We start from the raw sequence: 15,827 nt of genomic DNA, 5'->3' as shown, positions 1-15,827 counted from the left end.
AAAAAAATCATCCGAAGCTCACCAGACTAAAAATTTCAGCGGTTATTTTCCCAATTTGATGATTTTCTTTATCTGTATAGAGAGAAGCAGATTGAGGATTCACTACAGGGTGATAGAATAGAGGAACTTTTAGCAATGCTTACGATGAACATAAGCGCATAAGAAACAACGTTTCGCAATTAAGGCAATCTCGATGAGTAAAATCAAAACCCGTTTTGCACCAAGCCCAACTGGCTACTTGCACGTTGGTGGTGCTCGTACCGCCCTGTATTCCTGGTTATATAGTCGCCACAATCAGGGCGAATTTGTCCTGCGTATTGAAGACACCGACTTAGAACGTTCAACTCAGGAAGCTATCGACGCCATTATGGACGGTATGAACTGGTTGAATTTAAATTGGGATGAAGGTCCTTACTATCAAACTAAGCGTTTCGACCGCTACAATGCGGTAATTGATACCATGTTAGAAGCAGGTACCGCTTACCGCTGCTACTGCTCTAAAGAGCGTTTAGAAGCGTTACGCGAAGAACAAATGGCAAAAGGCGAAAAACCTCGCTATGACGGTTGTTGCCGTGACCATGAACATAACCACACTGCGGCAGAACCGCATGTTGTTCGCTTCCGTAACCCACAAGACGGTTCTGTAATTTTCAATGACACCATTCGTGGTCCAATTGAATTTAGCAACCAAGAGCTGGATGACTTAATCATCCGTCGTACCGATGGTTCTCCAACTTACAACTTCTGTGTCGTTATTGATGACTGGGATATGGAAATTACCCACGTCATTCGTGGTGAAGACCATATCAATAACACCCCTCGCCAAATCAACATTCTCAAAGCATTAGGCGCGCCAGTGCCTGAATATGCTCACGTTTCGATGATTTTAGGTGATGATGGTAAAAAACTGTCTAAACGCCATGGCGCTGTTAGCGTTATGCAATATCGCGATGACGGTTACCTGCCACAAGCACTATTAAACTATTTAGTACGCTTAGGCTGGTCACACGGCGACCAAGAGATCTTCTCAATTGAAGAAATGAAAGAATATTTTTCTCTTGATGCTATCAGCAAATCAGCGAGTGCATTCAACACTGAGAAATTACAGTGGCTGAACCATCACTACATCAATACTCTGCCAGCTGAAGAAGTGGCAACCTACCTTGCATGGCATATCGAACAGCAAAATATCGACACCAGCACAGGTCCACAGTTAGTTGAGTTAATCAAATTACTGGGTGAGCGCTGTAAGACACTGAAAGAAATGGCGGAATCTTGCCACTACTTCTATCAGGACTTTGAAGAGTTTGATGCTGATGCAGCGAAAAAACACTTACGCCCAGTTGCACGTCAGCCATTAGAAGTGGTGAAAGACAAATTAATCGCTATTTCCGATTGGACGGCCGAGAATGTCCATCAAGCGATTGAAGCGACCGCGGCTGAATTAGATGTGGGTATGGGTAAAGTGGGAATGCCTTTACGTGTAGCGGTAACTGGTGCAGGCCAATCACCTGGGTTAGATGTTACCGTTCATGCTATCGGTCAGGCTCGTTCTGTAGCTCGTATCGAAAAAGCATTAGCGTTTATCGCAGAACGCGAAGCATCCGCACAATAATTTTCTAAATTAAGAAGCCTTTCTATTTTACTGCCTCTTAACTTAAGAGGCAGTTTGCTTTTCAGCTCCCGCATTAAATGGGAATTGATTGCAAAATGTTCTATATTTCAGCAGTTAAACCCGAAAAACATATTAATATATTGACACTCCAATCGAGCTTGAATATGATGCCTCCCGTCCAAAAGATTTTGTTTGGGGCTATAGCTCAGCTGGGAGAGCGCTTGCATGGCATGCAAGAGGTCAGCGGTTCGATCCCGCTTAGCTCCACCATCTAAAAACCAGTTTAGATGGCTGAATTTCATAACAAAAGACTACGTTTGGGGCTATAGCTCAGCTGGGAGAGCGCTTGCATGGCATGCAAGAGGTCAGCGGTTCGATCCCGCTTAGCTCCACCAAACTCTTTCTTATCTCCCTTTAATTCACTCTTTCCTTTTCCAAATTCTATTTGCAGTTTATCTTAATAATTTAGCCTAACTCACTTTCCCCTACTGTACCGTCTATTCACATTTGATTTACTCATATATAATTAGCTTATAATTTTATTTAAATAGAATTATTCAGATGTCTCATCGCACATCGTCCCTATTCCATTTCAACTAGGTGAGTTATGCCACACATAGATGCCGATATCATTGTGATAGGAGCAGGCGTTTCAGGTTTATCAGTCGCAAATCAATTACAGTCACAACCCCCCCAACATAAAAAAGTCCTTATCTTAGAAGCACGCGACCGTCTTGGTGGGCGTATTCATACGCGTGAAATTGATAACCAATTTTATGATTTAGGCGCTTCTTGGATCCACGGTATTACCGACAATCCAATCAGTGCAATCGCACAACAGCACCATATTCAAACCGTTGTTTTCAATTACCAAGACGCTATTTTCTATAAAAAAAATGGCTTGGTTTTGTGTGAGAACGAAAAAGAGGCTTTTGAAGCGGGTCTTGACTATTTAATGGAACAGTTTGAAACCATTTCATCACCCTGCCAATTTAACAATGCAGCCGAAGCGTTAAATAGTTGGTTGCAAAGCCCTGAATTCCACCATTTATTGACAGTAGACCACCATGCAAGTCAATCCCTGTTTGAACAGCTACAAACAGGTTTACATGAGTTTTTTGAAGTTATCGCTGAAGATCCCTGTGCTTGCACATTAGAGACATTATCTCCCTATTTTTTACAACTTGAAGGCTTTTGTGAAGGCGATGAAGTGATCTTCCCTCGCGGATATTCCCAAATTATCGAAACGCTATCAAATGGGCTGGATATTCGCCTTAACCATCCAGTTGAACATATTCATTACTTAGATAATTATGTCACTATCACCACGCTTAATGGACAACAATTCAATGCCCATAAAGTCGTTGTCACCGTACCGCTAGGGGTGTTGAAGAAAAACAAAATTCATTTTACGCCTGCACTGCCTGAAAAAACTCAAGAAGCTATTCATCAGTTAGGTTTCGGTGTATTCAACAAGTTATTTGTCACCTTTGAACAGGCTTTTTGGCGTAAAAATTCACTCAACAACGTCAATAGTATGTATATTCATGAGTCTGATTATTGGCTAAATTTTATGGATGTAAGCGCGATTTACCAAAAACCAACGTTGCTGTTTTTATTTGGTGGGTTGTCCGCAAAATGGCTTGAAGAGTGTGATGAATACGCCGCATGGCATGAACTGCAACAATCGCTCAGTAAGGTATTTGATAATGTACCCGCACCTATACAGCTGATAAAAACCGAGTGGGAAAAAGATATTTACGCTTATGGCTCGTTTAGCTACCCCGCACCTAACTATTCAGCGGATCAAATTGCCCAATTAAAACAGCCTATTGATAACAAAGTTTTCTTTGCAGGAGAACATTTAGCACTATCAGGAGCTGGTACCGTACACGGTGCTTATCAATCGGGTATAGATGCCGCCAACAGCCTGCTTAATACGCTTTAATTATCGATTAAGCCTCTAACCCTTACTTTCGTTTTAGGGGCTTAACAATGCTATCTAGCCCTTCTATCTTCAGCCCAAGAGTCATCTCCATCAATTCCCCTAATCGCCCTGCAGGAAACTCCCCTTTTTTATAAAACCACAGCAAGTATTCCTCAGGAAGATCAATCAGGACACAACCTTTATATTTACCAAATGGCATCGATGTATTGGCTATATCGAGTAAGTCTTGTTTTTCCATTTATCCGCTCTTGTTTTAGATATAAAAAAAACGGCATTCACTGAATGCCGTTTCTCACTGTAACACTTTTTATCGTAATAACTACAGGATTAATCCAACCACCGCAGCAGATAAGAAGCTTACCAGCGTTGAACCGTACAGTAATTTCAGACCAAAACGTGCAACGGTATTACCTTGTTTTTCATCTAACCCTTTAATAGCACCAGCAATAATACCGATGGAAGAGAAGTTAGCGAATGACACTAAGAATACAGATAAGATACCCACAGAGCGGTCAGATAAACCCGATGCTACGGCTTTTAAGCCATCCATTGCCACGAATTCGTTGGTCACCATTTTCACTGCCATGATACCGCCAACTTGTAACGCTTCATTCGCAGGGATACCTAACATCCAAGCAAATGGATAGAACACATAGCCCAGCATAGTTTGGAAGCTAACATTGAAAATAGCAGAGCAGATTCCGTTAACCATCGCAATCAGGGCGATAAAACCAATCAGCATCGCAGAAACGATAATCGCAACTTTAAACCCAGCAAGAATATATTCACCCAGCATTTCGAAGAAGCTTTGACCTTCATGCAGGCTGCGCATTTGGATCTCTTTTTCCCCTTCTGGTGGGTACGGGTTGATCAGCGATAACACCACGAATGTACCAAACATGTTTAAGACCAAAGCGGCAACCACATATTTTGGATCTAACATGGTCATGTATGCACCCACGATGGACATTGAAACGGTAGACATCGCCGTTGCCGCCATGGTGTACATTCTTCTTTCTGACATGCTGCCTAATTGGTCTTTATAGGCAATAAAGTTTTCTGACTGACCCAACAGTAATGAACTTACTGCGTTGAATGACTCAAGTTTACCCATGCCGTTTACTTTCGACAGCACCGTACCGATGATGCGGATAACGAAAGGCAGGACTTTAATGTGCTGTAAAATACCAATCAGTGCAGAGATAAAGATAATTGGACACAATACTTGTAGGAAGAAGAATGCTAAGTTGCCTTCAATCATTCCGCCAAAGATAAATTTGGTCCCTTCTGCCGCATAACCCAATAAATGGGTAAATACGCCAGCAACACCAAGAACGAAAGACTCACCGATACCTGATTTTAAGAACAGGTAAGCGAGTGCAATTTGGATCACAAGTAATTGAATAACATAGCGAGGGCGGATCCCTCTACGGTTACTACTCGCTAAAATAGCGAGAGCGCCGATGATGACGATGGATAAAATAAAGTGCAGGATCGAGGTCATATTTGACTCCAACAAAGTTACGAATCAGTCTATGCGCATATTCTATGTAATAGACAACATTTAAATGAGATTAACGTCACATTAATATGAAAACTGACTCAGCCTATCTGTCAAAAGTCACGACCAGATCACGTTTCATGAGTAACACATTAATAACAACTGTAAAAATGTTAGCCAGAAAATAAGAAATGCCATTATCACGACGGACGATAATGGCATTGCGCATTAAATATAGGTCACGATTAGATATTCAGCAAACGAATTAATTCTTCTTCATCAATGACTTTTATCCCCAATTCTGTCGCTTTCGCTAACTTTGAACCCGCCGCTTCACCGGCAATCACCAAGTCAGTTTTTTTCGATACACTACCCGCGACTTTCGCGCCTAAGGCAATCAATCTATCCTTAGCTTCATCGCGAGAAAGCGTTGACATCGATCCAGTAAGTACGATTGTTTTTCCAGCAAATGGGCTATCGATGTCAGCACTGTTAATCACTTTCACTTCAGGCCAGTGGATGTTCGCGATGGTCAGTAAATCATGAATAACTTGGCGATTGTGCTCTTCGCGGAAGAAATGCACCACATGTTTTGCCACCACTTCACCAATATCTTGAACGGTTTTCAGTGATTCTTCATCCGCCGCCATCACCGCATCTAATGATGCATAATGTGCTGCGAGGTTCGCCGCTGTCGCCTCACCCACTTCACGGATCCCTAATGCATAGATAAAGCGAGCCAGTGTCGTTTGTTTGGATTTTTCGAGCGCATCAATGAGTTTTTGTGCAGATTTCGGTCCCATTCGTTCTAGGCCGGTTAATTTACCCGCTGATAATTGATAGAGCTGCGCCGCATTTTTCACATATTCCGCGTCGACCAGCTGCTCAATAATTTTATCCCCCATCCCATCGACATCCATCGCACGGCGAGAAACAAAGTGTTTCAGTGATTCTTTTAATTGAGCGCCACAGGTTAACCCACCTGTACAGCGAGCCACCGCTTCCCCTTCGATACGCTCAATATCCGAATTACAGACTGGGCAATGGGTTGGGAATAAAATTTCACGACTATCCGCAGGGCGTTTATCCAGCACGACACTCACGATTTGAGGAATAACATCCCCTGCTCGGCGGATCACGACAGTATCCCCAATGCGAACACCCAAACGGTCAATTTCATCCGCGTTATGGAGTGTGGCATTACTCACCACAACACCCGCAACTTGCACTGGCTCTAATCGAGCCACGGGCGTAATCGCCCCTGTGCGCCCCACTTGGAACTCGACATCTTTTAGTAATGTGATTTGCTCTTGAGCTGGGAATTTAAACGCCGTTGCCCAGCGTGGTGCCCGGGAAACAAAACCTAATTCTTCTTGAGTGGCAATATCATTCACTTTAATCACGACACCATCGATATCAAAACCGAGCGTCGGGCGAATTTTTTCAACATGGTGATAGAAATCGAGCACTTGCTGGCAACCAACACGTAGCTGTACATGCTCACTCACTGGCAACCCCCACGCTTTAAATTGCATCAAGCGCTCGTAATGGGTATCTGGCAATGTTTTGCCTTCCACCAGCCCTACACCATAGCAGTAGAAGGTTAATGGGCGTTTAGCGGTAATACGCGGGTCTAACTGGCGAAGGGAACCCGCCGCCGCATTGCGTGGGTTAGCAAAAATCTTACCATCCGTTTTACGCGCTTCTTCGTTCATGGCCTCAAAGCCTTTTTGAGGCATAAAAACTTCACCACGAATTTCAACACGGGCAGGAATATTATCCCCCCGTAAACGCAGCGGAATCGCTTTGATCGTGCGTACGTTAGCCGTGATATTTTCACCAACAGTACCATCACCACGGGTAGCGGCTTGAACTAACTCACCATTTTCATACAGCAAGCTGACGGCTAAACCATCTAATTTGAGTTCGCAGCAAAATGTTAATTCAGTGTGGTTATGCAGTCGGTCTTTCACGCGTTTATCAAATGCGAGATAGCTTTCTTCATCAAACACGTTATCTAAAGAGAGCATGGGAATTTCATGGCGAACTGTATCGAATGCAGCTAATGGTGCGGCACCCACACGCTGGGTTGGGGAATCTGTGGTGATCAGTTCTGGATGCTGCGCTTCGAGGCTTTTAAGTTCCTGCATCAGTTTGTCATATTCCACATCAGGAATTTCTGGCGCATCCATAACATGATAGAGGTATTCGTGATGGCGCAATTGTTGTTTTAGCGCGTCTATTTTTTGCGTGAGTGCGTCTGGGGTTTGTTTCGTCGTCATGTTTCACCAATAGATATAAAAAACCCCCTGAGTCGGGGGTTTTAATTAACTTAATGTATTTCGAATTCTTGCATGATACACCTCTATTTTTTGAGGTGTCAGTATTTTTCGTTCATCATCCAACACAACACCACCTGCATCTGATGCAATACGTTGTGCCGCTTGGAGCATTAATTTAAAGTTCTGGCTAGCTTCACCATAAGACGGCACCATCATAAAGATAGAGACGCCCGGTGTGGTGAAATCAGACATAGCTTCTGGGTCAAATGATCCTGGTTTCACCATGTTTGCCAGACTAAATAATACTGGACCCGATCCCGCTGGATGAACGTGACGGTGGAAGATATTCATGGCACCGAACTGGAAGCCCGCTTGAAGAATACTTTGCAGTAATGCTTCACCTTCAAGAACCTGCCCGTGATGCGCTGCAACATGCAGTACCAGAACAATTTCTTTTTCACTTGCAACTGCCGCTTTTTCTACTGATGCACTTGGTGCTTCATGCTCTACTTCACTATGAGGTTGAGCCACAGGTTGTACCGCTTCTTGATGAGCAGAGACTTGTGGTACAGACTCTGGCTGTGCAGAAACATGGATTTTCGGCTCTGTATGAATGCGTACAGGTTCTGAAACATGCTCTTGTAAATCAGCTTCATCTGCCATATTAATCGTCAATTGCTCAGGGGCATGGCGATTATCAACATGTGGAGCAAACACAGGCTCAGAAGCTGTTGGTTTAACTGGCTTTGAAGCAGGCTGTGGTGAGTGCTCCGCAGTTAAATTAAACTCAGGCTCAGCGTCACGTTGAATTGTATGGGGTTGAGAGACAGGCTCAGCACGCGGCTCCTCTTTCACCATATAGATAGGCTGATCTTCAACAGCGGCTTTTTGTACCGGTTGATTTTCAGTAAACAGAGCAGAATCATCATATTCTGATGAACTTTCCTGCGTGTCATTCTTTCTACGTTTTACAGGTCTGTCGCGAAATAACTTAGAGCGCTCTTTACGGCTGGTCCATAAACCATGCAGTAATAAAGCGACAATGGCTATCGCACCTACGACCACTAATATTAGACGCAAATCCTGCATCGCTGCTATCTCTAGTTGATGAATAATGATGCCATCACGGCGGAAACTACCTTAAGATTATTTCTCAATTGCTCTAAGTGCAACCCTCAGAACGATTTTCTTACAAGAAAGAGAATATTCCGCCTTCGTTTGCTGCTTTTTTAAACAAAATTATCACTAGTCAGTGTAATTTCATACCTATATGATACATGCTCACCCGCAAAGGAGATAATAAGAAGTATGACCCAATCGACATTTTCGCCACAAAAAAATCACTCTGGTTTTTATTACTTTTCACAAGGGTGGCGACTAATCACTCGTCCTGGCATTAAGCGTTTTGTTATTTTACCCCTATTAGCAAACATTCTGCTGCTTGGTGGCGCTTTTTGGTGGTTATACAGCAAGCTTGGCGGATGGATTGAGCAGGTTATGAGCTACATCCCTAGCTGGCTACAATGGCTTGACTATCTGATTTGGCCTGTTGCCGTCATTTCTATCTTACTGATTTTCAGCTATTTCTTTAGCACGATTACCAACATCATCGCGGCTCCGTTTAACGGCTGGCTATCAGAGCATTTAGAAGCTGAATTGACTGGTAAGCCTGCACCTGATACGGGAATGGCAGAATTGCTAAAAGATGTACCGCGCATGATTAAACGCGAATTTGTGCGAATTGCTTACTATTTGCCACGAGCCATCGTGTTATTGGTGCTGTTCTTTATTCCCGGTATTGGACAAACTGTTGCACCCGTTTTATGGTTCCTGTTCGGCGCTTGGATGATGTCTATTCAATATTGCGATTACCCATTTGATAACCATCGAGTTGGGTTTAACGACATGAAGCAAGCACTCTCAAAAGACCGAGTGAATAATGTTCAATTTGGTGGTGCCGTCAGCTTATTAATGATGATCCCAATTTTGAATTTAGTCATCATGCCGGTTGCAGTTTGTGGCGCAACCTTAATGTGGGTTGACCGTTATCGCGCTCGTTATGCTCGCTATTAGCCCTCATCAAAACTAACGCTTTCTAGGGATATGCAGGTACCTATCTGCATATCCTTCTCCACTGCTCCTACTCTCAAATTCGCCCGATATCAAACATTCCATCTTAGTTATAATAATGCAATTTTAAATAACCCATGGTTATATTCTAGCGTTAAATCATATTTGCAATAATCAGATGTTCGAGTATGTTGAATTCATATTCAATTTTGAAAACACACCTAATTCTTGGCTAACCGTTAATTTTAAGGATCTCCCATGAGCAAAATTTATGAAGATAATTCGTTGACCATTGGAAATACTCCATTAGTGCGTTTACAGCATTTTGGCAACGGTAATATTTTGGCAAAAGTGGAATCTCGTAACCCAAGCTTCAGCGTGAAATGCCGTGTGGGCGCGAACATGATTTGGGATGCAGAGAAAAAAGGCATCCTGACAAAAGATAAAGAACTGGTTGAGCCAACAAGCGGAAATACGGGGATTGCCCTCGCTTACGTGGCCGCGGCTCGTGGTTATAAACTAACGCTGACCATGCCAGAAACCATGAGCGTAGAACGCCGTAAACTTCTAAAAGCCCTTGGCGCTAATTTAATCCTGACTGAAGGCGCCAAAGGTATGAAAGGCGCTATTGCGAAAGCGGAAGAAATCGTCAACAGCAACCCAAGTAAGTATCTGCTATTACAGCAATTTAGTAACCCAGCCAACCCAGCCATTCACGAGAAAACGACCGGGCCTGAAATATGGAATGATACTGATGGCAACGTGGATGTCGTTGTTTCTGGTGTTGGAACTGGCGGGACTATCACAGGTATTGGACGCTATTTAAAGCAGACAAAAGGGAAAAAAGATGTGGTGATGGTTGCCGTTGAACCCGCAACTTCCCCAGTAATCACTCAAGCTCTTGCGGGTGAAGAAATTAAGCCGGGCCCCCATAAAATCCAAGGAATCGGTGCTGGTTTTATCCCTGGCAACTTAGACCTTTCTATTATTGATAAAGTCCTGCAAATTACTGATGACGAAGCAATTTCAACCGCTCGTGAGTTAATGGAAAAAGAAGGTATTCTGGCGGGTATTTCTTCGGGTGCTGCGATTGCGGCAGCCGCTAAACTTGCTGCACTACCAGAATATAAAGACAAAAATATTGTGGTCATTCTTCCGTCTTCAGGAGAGCGTTACTTATCCACCGCACTGTTTGCAGATATTAATGCCGAATAATGATTGTTAGGTTAACATTACGTTAAAAAAGCACCAATTAGGTGCTTTTTTTGTGGGTGAGATCATAGATTAGCACGGATTGGGATGATTTATTATCCGGCATTTAGTATTAAACATAGTAATTATTTCACACCTCGAAATTAATCATTTTTTAGTCACTCATCTATTGAATGGCAAAATACCCACTAAAAGCGTTGTGTGAAATTTAAGCTAAATAAATGATAATTTGGTTGATACCAAACAAAGTAGAAAACCAAATGAATCGTTGATAATCTAAATTATACGCATGCTCAGCATATTTCATCTACAATAGGCTGTGTCATCATAAAAATCTTAAAATCACTGAGGAAATATTATGTTCCAGCAAGAAGTTACTATTACAGCACCTAACGGTTTACATACTCGTCCTGCGGCTCAATTCGTTAAAGAAGCAAAAGCGTTCACTTCAGACATTACTCTGAGTTCAGGCGGCAAGTCAGCTAGCGCAAAAAGCCTGTTCAAACTACAAACATTAGGTTTAACCCAAGGCACCGTAGTCACCATTTCTGCTGAAGGTGAAGATGAGCAACAAGCAGTTGAATTTTTAGTTAAACTGATGGGCGAATTAGAATAACGTTTCACTTTGCCATCTTGTTTTAACGTAATAATTCCCTGTCCCTGAATAATTTATTCGGGGACACCTGCTTAATCACTTATATCTACTGTTGTCTCTGCAACATCAAATCTCCTATCAGTAGTAAGGTAATATTATGATTTCAGGAATTTTAGTATCCCCAGGTTTTGCTTTTGGTCAGGCTCTCATCCTCAAAGAAGATCCTATTGTTGTCAGCACCCGTAAAATCACTGACGAGCAAATTGATAAAGAGATCCAAAACTTCATTGATGGACGTAACAAATCAGCTGAGCAGCTTAGCCTTATCAAAGATAAAGCAGAAAAAAATCTTGGTGCGGAAAAAGCTGAGATTTTTGAAGGTCATATCATGCTGCTGGAAGATGAAGAATTAGAGCAAGAAATTATTTCTCTCATCAAAGGCGATAAAAAAACCGCGGATGCGGCGGTTTACTCAGTCATTGAAGACCAAGCTCAAGCATTAGAAGCATTAGATGACGAATATCTGAAAGAGCGTGCCGCTGACGTACGTGACATTGGTAAACGCCTGCTCAGAAATATTCTTAATATGCCGATTGTCGATTTAAGCGCAATCACCGAAGAAGTTATTTTAGTTGCCCCTGATTTGACTCCATCCGAAACTGCTCAGTTAAACTTAGACAAAGTATTAGGTTTTATCACTGACCTCGGTGGTCGTACTTCCCATACCTCTATCATGGCTCGTTCACTGGAAATTCCTGCGATTGTCGGTACCACCGATGCGACCAGCAAAGTGAAAAGCGGTGATTTTATTGTATTAGATGGCGTGAACAACACCATTTACCTCAATCCATCTGAAAGCGAAATTGATAAGCTGAAAGCCTTCAGAAATGAATACCTACAAGAAAAAGAAGAGCTGGCGAAATTAAAAGATTTACCAGCAATGACCTTAGACGGTCATCAAGTTGAAGTCTGTGCAAACATCGGTACTGTGCGTGATGTCGCAGGTGCTGAGCGTAATGGCGCAGAAGGTGTGGGTCTATACCGCACTGAATTCTTATTCATGGACAGAGACGCTCTGCCAACAGAAGAAGAGCAATTCCAAGCGTATAAAGCTGTAGCAGAAGCCATGGGCAGCCAAGCAGTGATTGTACGTACAATGGATATTGGTGGTGATAAAGACTTACCTTACATGAACTTACCGAAGGAAGAGAACCCATTCCTTGGCTGGCGTGCAATTCGTATTTGTCTTGACCGCAAAGAAATTCTACACTCTCAATTAAGAGCTATTTTAAGGGCGTCTAAATTTGGTAAACTGCGTATCATGTTCCCGATGGTTATTTCTGTCGAAGAAGTTCGAGAACTGAAAGCAGAACTTGAGATGCTTAAAGAGCAGCTACGAGAAGAAGGCAAAGCCTTTGATGAAGCGATTGAAGTCGGTATTATGGTGGAAACGCCAGCTGCGGCAGTCATTGCACATCATTTGGCGAAGGAAGTTGATTTCTTTAGTATTGGGACGAATGATCTCACTCAATACACTTTAGCGGTTGACCGTGGTAATGAGCTGATTTCACACCTTTATAATCCGATGTCTCCAGCCGTCTTGAACTTGATTAAACAAGTGATTGACGCTTCTCACGCGGAAGGTAAATGGACGGGTATGTGTGGTGAATTAGCAGGTGATGAACGTGCGACCTTATTGCTGTTAGGCATGGGTCTGGACGAATTTAGTATGAGCGCAATCTCAATTCCTCGTATCAAAAAGCTTATTCGTAATGCGAATTTTGCAGATACTCAAGCGCTAGCGGAACAAGCACTTGCTCAACCAACAGCCGATGAATTGATGAAACTTGTCGATACCTTTATCCAAGAAAAAACGTTATGCTAACAGCAGCACATTAGTTCGGTCCCATATAAAACGATTAGGAGAAGGTCCATGGGTCTGTTTGACAAACTGAAATCACTAGTTTCGGAAGACAAGAGTAGCAGTGGCAATATTGAAATCATCGCGCCATTATCAGGCGAGATAGTCAATATTGAAGATGTACCAGACGTTGTGTTCGCAGAAAAAATTGTTGGTGACGGTATTGCTATCAAGCCTTCTGGCAACAAAATTGTGGCTCCGGTTGATGGTACAATCGGTAAAATCTTTGAAACTAACCATGCGTTTTCTATTGAATCTGATGATGGTATCGAACTGTTTGTTCACTTCGGTATTGATACTGTTGAACTCAAAGGCGAAGGCTTTAAACGTATCGCAGAAGAAGGTCAATCTGTGAAAAAAGGCGACGTTGTCATTGAGTTTGACTTAGCCCTGTTAGAAGAAAAAGCAAAATCAGTTCTGACTCCAGTTGTTATTTCAAATATGGACGAGATCAAAGAGCTGAATAAATTAAGCGGTACCGTGACTGTGGGTGAAACAGTCATTATGCGTATTAAGAAATAATTGCGCTAAACCTTAAAAAGCAGCTTAATAACAAACCACCAGCGACATTTTTGCCCTGGTGGTTTTTTGTTGGGTTCTATTTTCTAGACGTTCTATCAACAAACGTTTATTTATCAAAAACACCTGTCGACAAATAGCGGTCACCACGATCACAAATAATCGCCACAATCACGGCATGAGGGTTCTCTTTTGCTACTCGTAACGCACCCGCTACCGCACCACCTGAACTTACACCACAAAAAATACCTTCACGTTTTGCTAAAGCGCGCATCGTGTCTTCAGCTTCTTGCTGATTAATATCGAGTACAGTATCCACTAATTCGCTGTCAAAAATCCCCGGTAAATATTCTGGAGACCAACGGCGAATCCCTGGGATTTGGCTCTTTTCAGCGGGTTGTAAGCCCACAATTTCCACATCTTGTGATTGGCTTTTTAAGTAACGACTCACACCAGTGATGGTGCCTGTTGTCCCCATACTAGACACAAAATGGGTAATTCGCCCTGCTGTTTGTTGCCAGATCTCGGGTCCTGTAGTTTTAAAATGGGCTAAAGGATTATCAGGGTTATTAAATTGGTCTAAAACCTTCCCTTCGCCTCGCTTTGCCATCTCTTGAGCTAAGTCCCTCGCCCCTTCCATTCCTACTGTCGTACTCACTAAAATAAGTTCTGCACCATAAGCTTGCATAGACGCTTTACGCTCTTGGCTCATGTTATCCGGCATTAACAGCTTCAGTTTGTAACCTTTCACCGCAGCAATCATCGCTAAAGCGATCCCTGTATTGCCACTGGTGGCTTCAATAAGCGTATCTCCCTGTTTGATCTCCCCGCGTTTTTCGGCTTCGTTGATCATCGAAAATGCCGCTCTATCTTTTACTGAACCGGCAGGGTTATTTCCTTCAAGCTTTACCCAGATTTCAGCATCCAAACCTTCCGTTAGACGTTGCAAGCGAACCAACGGCGTATGACCAATAAACTGTTCCAACGTTGACACTGTGTTTTTCCTTATAATAATTTTTTATTGATTGATAATATAATTAACAATTAATTCTAAAATCAATCACCCCTTATTAATCTACGCGCTTTTAGCTAGAGAGGGGAAAAATAATGGCTCTTTACCCTGATAAATTTGTGTTTGTTGGCTGCCGAGGTAGTAATTTTCGCCCCTTGTAGGAACAGTACGCGCATCCTGCCATACCACGGACAAGGTTTCCTCACTCCAACCTAAAGGTTGCACCGTTAATTGCCAAAAATGGCCGCGAGGGCCTGATTCAATGATCCTTACTGGCAATTGGTATTGTTCATCCCTTTCTTTCTGCAAACGAATATCCCAAGGGCGAATAAACACATCAACCTCCCCTTGCTGAGCACTAACCTGCGCGAGTGGGAAGGTAAAGTTCGCTATCTGCAACTGTGAACCGCGGATCTGTCCAGGGATTTTGTTAACCTCCCCCATGAATTCAAGCACAAAACGCGTTTCCGGTGATTGCCAAATTTCATTTGGAGTACCGACTTGTTCAATATGCCCTTGGCTCATCACGACTATGCGATCTGCAACTTCCATCGCTTCCTCTTGGTCATGAGTCACGAATACACTCGTGAATTTCAACTCTTCATGAAGCTGACGCAACCAACGACGTAATTCAATACGCACTTGCGCGTCTAGTGCACCAAACGGTTCGTCTAACAGCAAAATTTGCGGCTCTACCGCTAATGCTCTTGCCAATGCTACCCGCTGTTTTTGTCCACCAGAAAGCTGAGAAGGAAAACGCTCAGCCAAATGGGCTAATTGCACCATCTCAAGCAGCGCCATTGCTTTTTGCTTAATCGCTGCTTTTGAGGGTCGCTGTTTTCGAGGTAATACCGTCAAACCAAACGCCACATTCTCGAATACCGTCATATGGCGAAATAGCGCATAATGCTGGAAAACGAAACCAACATGCCTATCTTTCGCATGGACTTGGCTTACATCTTGACCATGGAAACGTAACGAACCGTGGCTTTGTTGCTCTAGCCCCGCAATAATCCGCAACAAGGTGGTTTTCCCAGAGCCAGATGGCCCCAACAATGCCACCATTTCCCCTGAGCCGATATCCAATGAGATATTGTTCAGCACTGATGTTTTACCAAACAATTTACCAACATGATTAATTTCAATACTCAT

13 protein-coding genes and 2 tRNA genes are annotated in these 15,827 nt (G+C 43.0%); 9 read left to right on the top strand and 6 right to left on the bottom strand.

All coding sequences use genetic code 11. From position 1 onward, the window contains the following. Positions 1-193 precede the first annotated feature (193 nt). From gltX to GKR61_RS15280, 4 genes are all read left to right on the top strand, one after another. Positions 194-1,615: a glutamate--tRNA ligase gene (gltX, locus tag GKR61_RS15295; RefSeq protein ID WP_108478553.1), complete on the top strand. Its 1,422-nt coding sequence runs from the start codon at positions 194-196 to the stop codon at positions 1,613-1,615. A gap of 194 nt (positions 1,616-1,809) precedes the next feature. Further along, positions 1,810-1,885, top strand: a tRNA-Ala gene (locus tag GKR61_RS15290). Between the two features lie 49 nt (positions 1,886-1,934). Further along, a tRNA-Ala gene (locus GKR61_RS15285) sits at positions 1,935-2,010 on the top strand. 212 nt (positions 2,011-2,222) lie between these two features. Continuing rightward, entirely contained in the window at positions 2,223-3,563 is a 1,341-nt protein-coding gene (locus tag GKR61_RS15280; protein ID WP_132495524.1) for a flavin monoamine oxidase family protein, read from the top strand. Positions 3,564-3,585: 22 nt separating this feature from the next. On the opposite strand, the gene GKR61_RS15275 is transcribed toward GKR61_RS15280, so the two are convergent. From GKR61_RS15275 to zipA, 4 genes are all read right to left on the bottom strand, one after another. Further along, entirely contained in the window at positions 3,586-3,801 is a 216-nt protein-coding gene (locus GKR61_RS15275) for a DUF3820 family protein (protein ID WP_132495526.1), read from the bottom strand. Between the two features lie 81 nt (positions 3,802-3,882). Next, entirely contained in the window at positions 3,883-5,067 is a 1,185-nt protein-coding gene (locus GKR61_RS15270; protein WP_036949543.1) for a NupC/NupG family nucleoside CNT transporter, read from the bottom strand. A gap of 242 nt (positions 5,068-5,309) precedes the next feature. Continuing rightward, entirely contained in the window at positions 5,310-7,346 is a 2,037-nt protein-coding gene (gene ligA / locus GKR61_RS15265) for an NAD-dependent DNA ligase LigA (protein ID WP_108478550.1), read from the bottom strand. 45 nt (positions 7,347-7,391) lie between these two features. Next, complete coding sequence (gene zipA, locus GKR61_RS15260; RefSeq protein WP_036949539.1) at positions 7,392-8,435, bottom strand: cell division protein ZipA; 1,044 nt, start codon at positions 8,433-8,435, stop codon at positions 7,392-7,394. Between the two features lie 219 nt (positions 8,436-8,654). On the opposite strand from zipA, the gene cysZ reads away from it, so the two are divergent. From cysZ to crr, 5 genes are all read left to right on the top strand, one after another. Beyond that, a complete protein-coding gene (cysZ, locus tag GKR61_RS15255; RefSeq protein WP_154639886.1) occupies positions 8,655-9,419 on the top strand; it encodes a sulfate transporter CysZ in 765 nt (254 codons plus the stop codon). Positions 9,420-9,674: 255 nt separating this feature from the next. Then, a complete protein-coding gene (gene cysK, locus GKR61_RS15250) occupies positions 9,675-10,631 on the top strand; it encodes a cysteine synthase A (RefSeq protein ID WP_036949535.1) in 957 nt (318 codons plus the stop codon). 355 nt (positions 10,632-10,986) lie between these two features. Next, positions 10,987-11,244: a phosphocarrier protein Hpr gene (ptsH, locus tag GKR61_RS15245; protein WP_006658608.1), complete on the top strand. Its 258-nt coding sequence runs from the start codon at positions 10,987-10,989 to the stop codon at positions 11,242-11,244. 136 nt (positions 11,245-11,380) lie between these two features. After that, positions 11,381-13,108 (top strand): phosphoenolpyruvate-protein phosphotransferase PtsI, encoded by a 1,728-nt coding sequence (gene ptsI, locus GKR61_RS15240; RefSeq protein WP_036949533.1) that lies wholly within the window; start codon positions 11,381-11,383, stop codon positions 13,106-13,108. Positions 13,109-13,156: 48 nt separating this feature from the next. Further along, positions 13,157-13,666, top strand: coding sequence for a PTS glucose transporter subunit IIA (crr, locus tag GKR61_RS15235; RefSeq protein ID WP_006658610.1), 510 nt, complete (start codon positions 13,157-13,159; stop codon positions 13,664-13,666). 106 nt (positions 13,667-13,772) lie between these two features. Here the strand turns inward: crr and cysM are convergent, their stop codons facing one another. Both cysM and cysA read right to left on the bottom strand, forming a co-directional pair. Next, the gene (gene cysM, locus GKR61_RS15230) at positions 13,773-14,657 is read right to left on the bottom strand and encodes a cysteine synthase CysM (RefSeq protein WP_036949531.1); all 885 of its coding nucleotides are present in this window, start codon (positions 14,655-14,657) and stop codon (positions 13,773-13,775) included. Between the two features lie 81 nt (positions 14,658-14,738). After that, the gene (gene cysA, locus GKR61_RS15225; RefSeq protein WP_154600220.1) at positions 14,739-15,827 is read right to left on the bottom strand and encodes a sulfate/thiosulfate ABC transporter ATP-binding protein CysA; all 1,089 of its coding nucleotides are present in this window, start codon (positions 15,825-15,827) and stop codon (positions 14,739-14,741) included.

It is taken from the genome of Providencia sp. wls1916 (assembly GCF_009706585.1).
Taxonomy (GTDB): Bacteria; Pseudomonadota; Gammaproteobacteria; order Enterobacterales; family Enterobacteriaceae; genus Providencia; species Providencia lanzhouensis.
This window is presented reverse-complemented; position numbering and strand designations above follow the sequence as displayed.

What these genes read in the sequence shown, in the direction of transcription:
- zipA (WP_036949539.1), bottom strand. Translation starts at nt 8,435, where the DNA reads ATGCAGGATTTGCGTCTAATATTAGTGGTCGTAGGTGCGATAGCCATT.
- GKR61_RS15270 (WP_036949543.1), bottom strand. Translation starts at nt 5,067, where the DNA reads ATGACCTCGATCCTGCACTTTATTTTATCCATCGTCATCATCGGCGCT.
- GKR61_RS15275 (WP_132495526.1), bottom strand. Translation starts at nt 3,801, where the DNA reads ATGGAAAAACAAGACTTACTCGATATAGCCAATACATCGATGCCATTT.
- GKR61_RS15280 (WP_132495524.1), top strand. Translation starts at nt 2,223, where the DNA reads ATGCCACACATAGATGCCGATATCATTGTGATAGGAGCAGGCGTTTCA.
- crr (WP_006658610.1), top strand. Translation starts at nt 13,157, where the DNA reads ATGGGTCTGTTTGACAAACTGAAATCACTAGTTTCGGAAGACAAGAGT.
- ptsI (WP_036949533.1), top strand. Translation starts at nt 11,381, where the DNA reads ATGATTTCAGGAATTTTAGTATCCCCAGGTTTTGCTTTTGGTCAGGCT.
- ligA (WP_108478550.1), bottom strand. Translation starts at nt 7,346, where the DNA reads ATGACGACGAAACAAACCCCAGACGCACTCACGCAAAAAATAGACGCG.
- gltX (WP_108478553.1), top strand. Translation starts at nt 194, where the DNA reads ATGAGTAAAATCAAAACCCGTTTTGCACCAAGCCCAACTGGCTACTTG.
- cysA (WP_154600220.1), bottom strand. Translation starts at nt 15,827, where the DNA reads ATGAGTATTGAAATTAATCATGTTGGTAAATTGTTTGGTAAAACATCA.
- cysK (WP_036949535.1), top strand. Translation starts at nt 9,675, where the DNA reads ATGAGCAAAATTTATGAAGATAATTCGTTGACCATTGGAAATACTCCA.
- cysZ (WP_154639886.1), top strand. Translation starts at nt 8,655, where the DNA reads ATGACCCAATCGACATTTTCGCCACAAAAAAATCACTCTGGTTTTTAT.
- ptsH (WP_006658608.1), top strand. Translation starts at nt 10,987, where the DNA reads ATGTTCCAGCAAGAAGTTACTATTACAGCACCTAACGGTTTACATACT.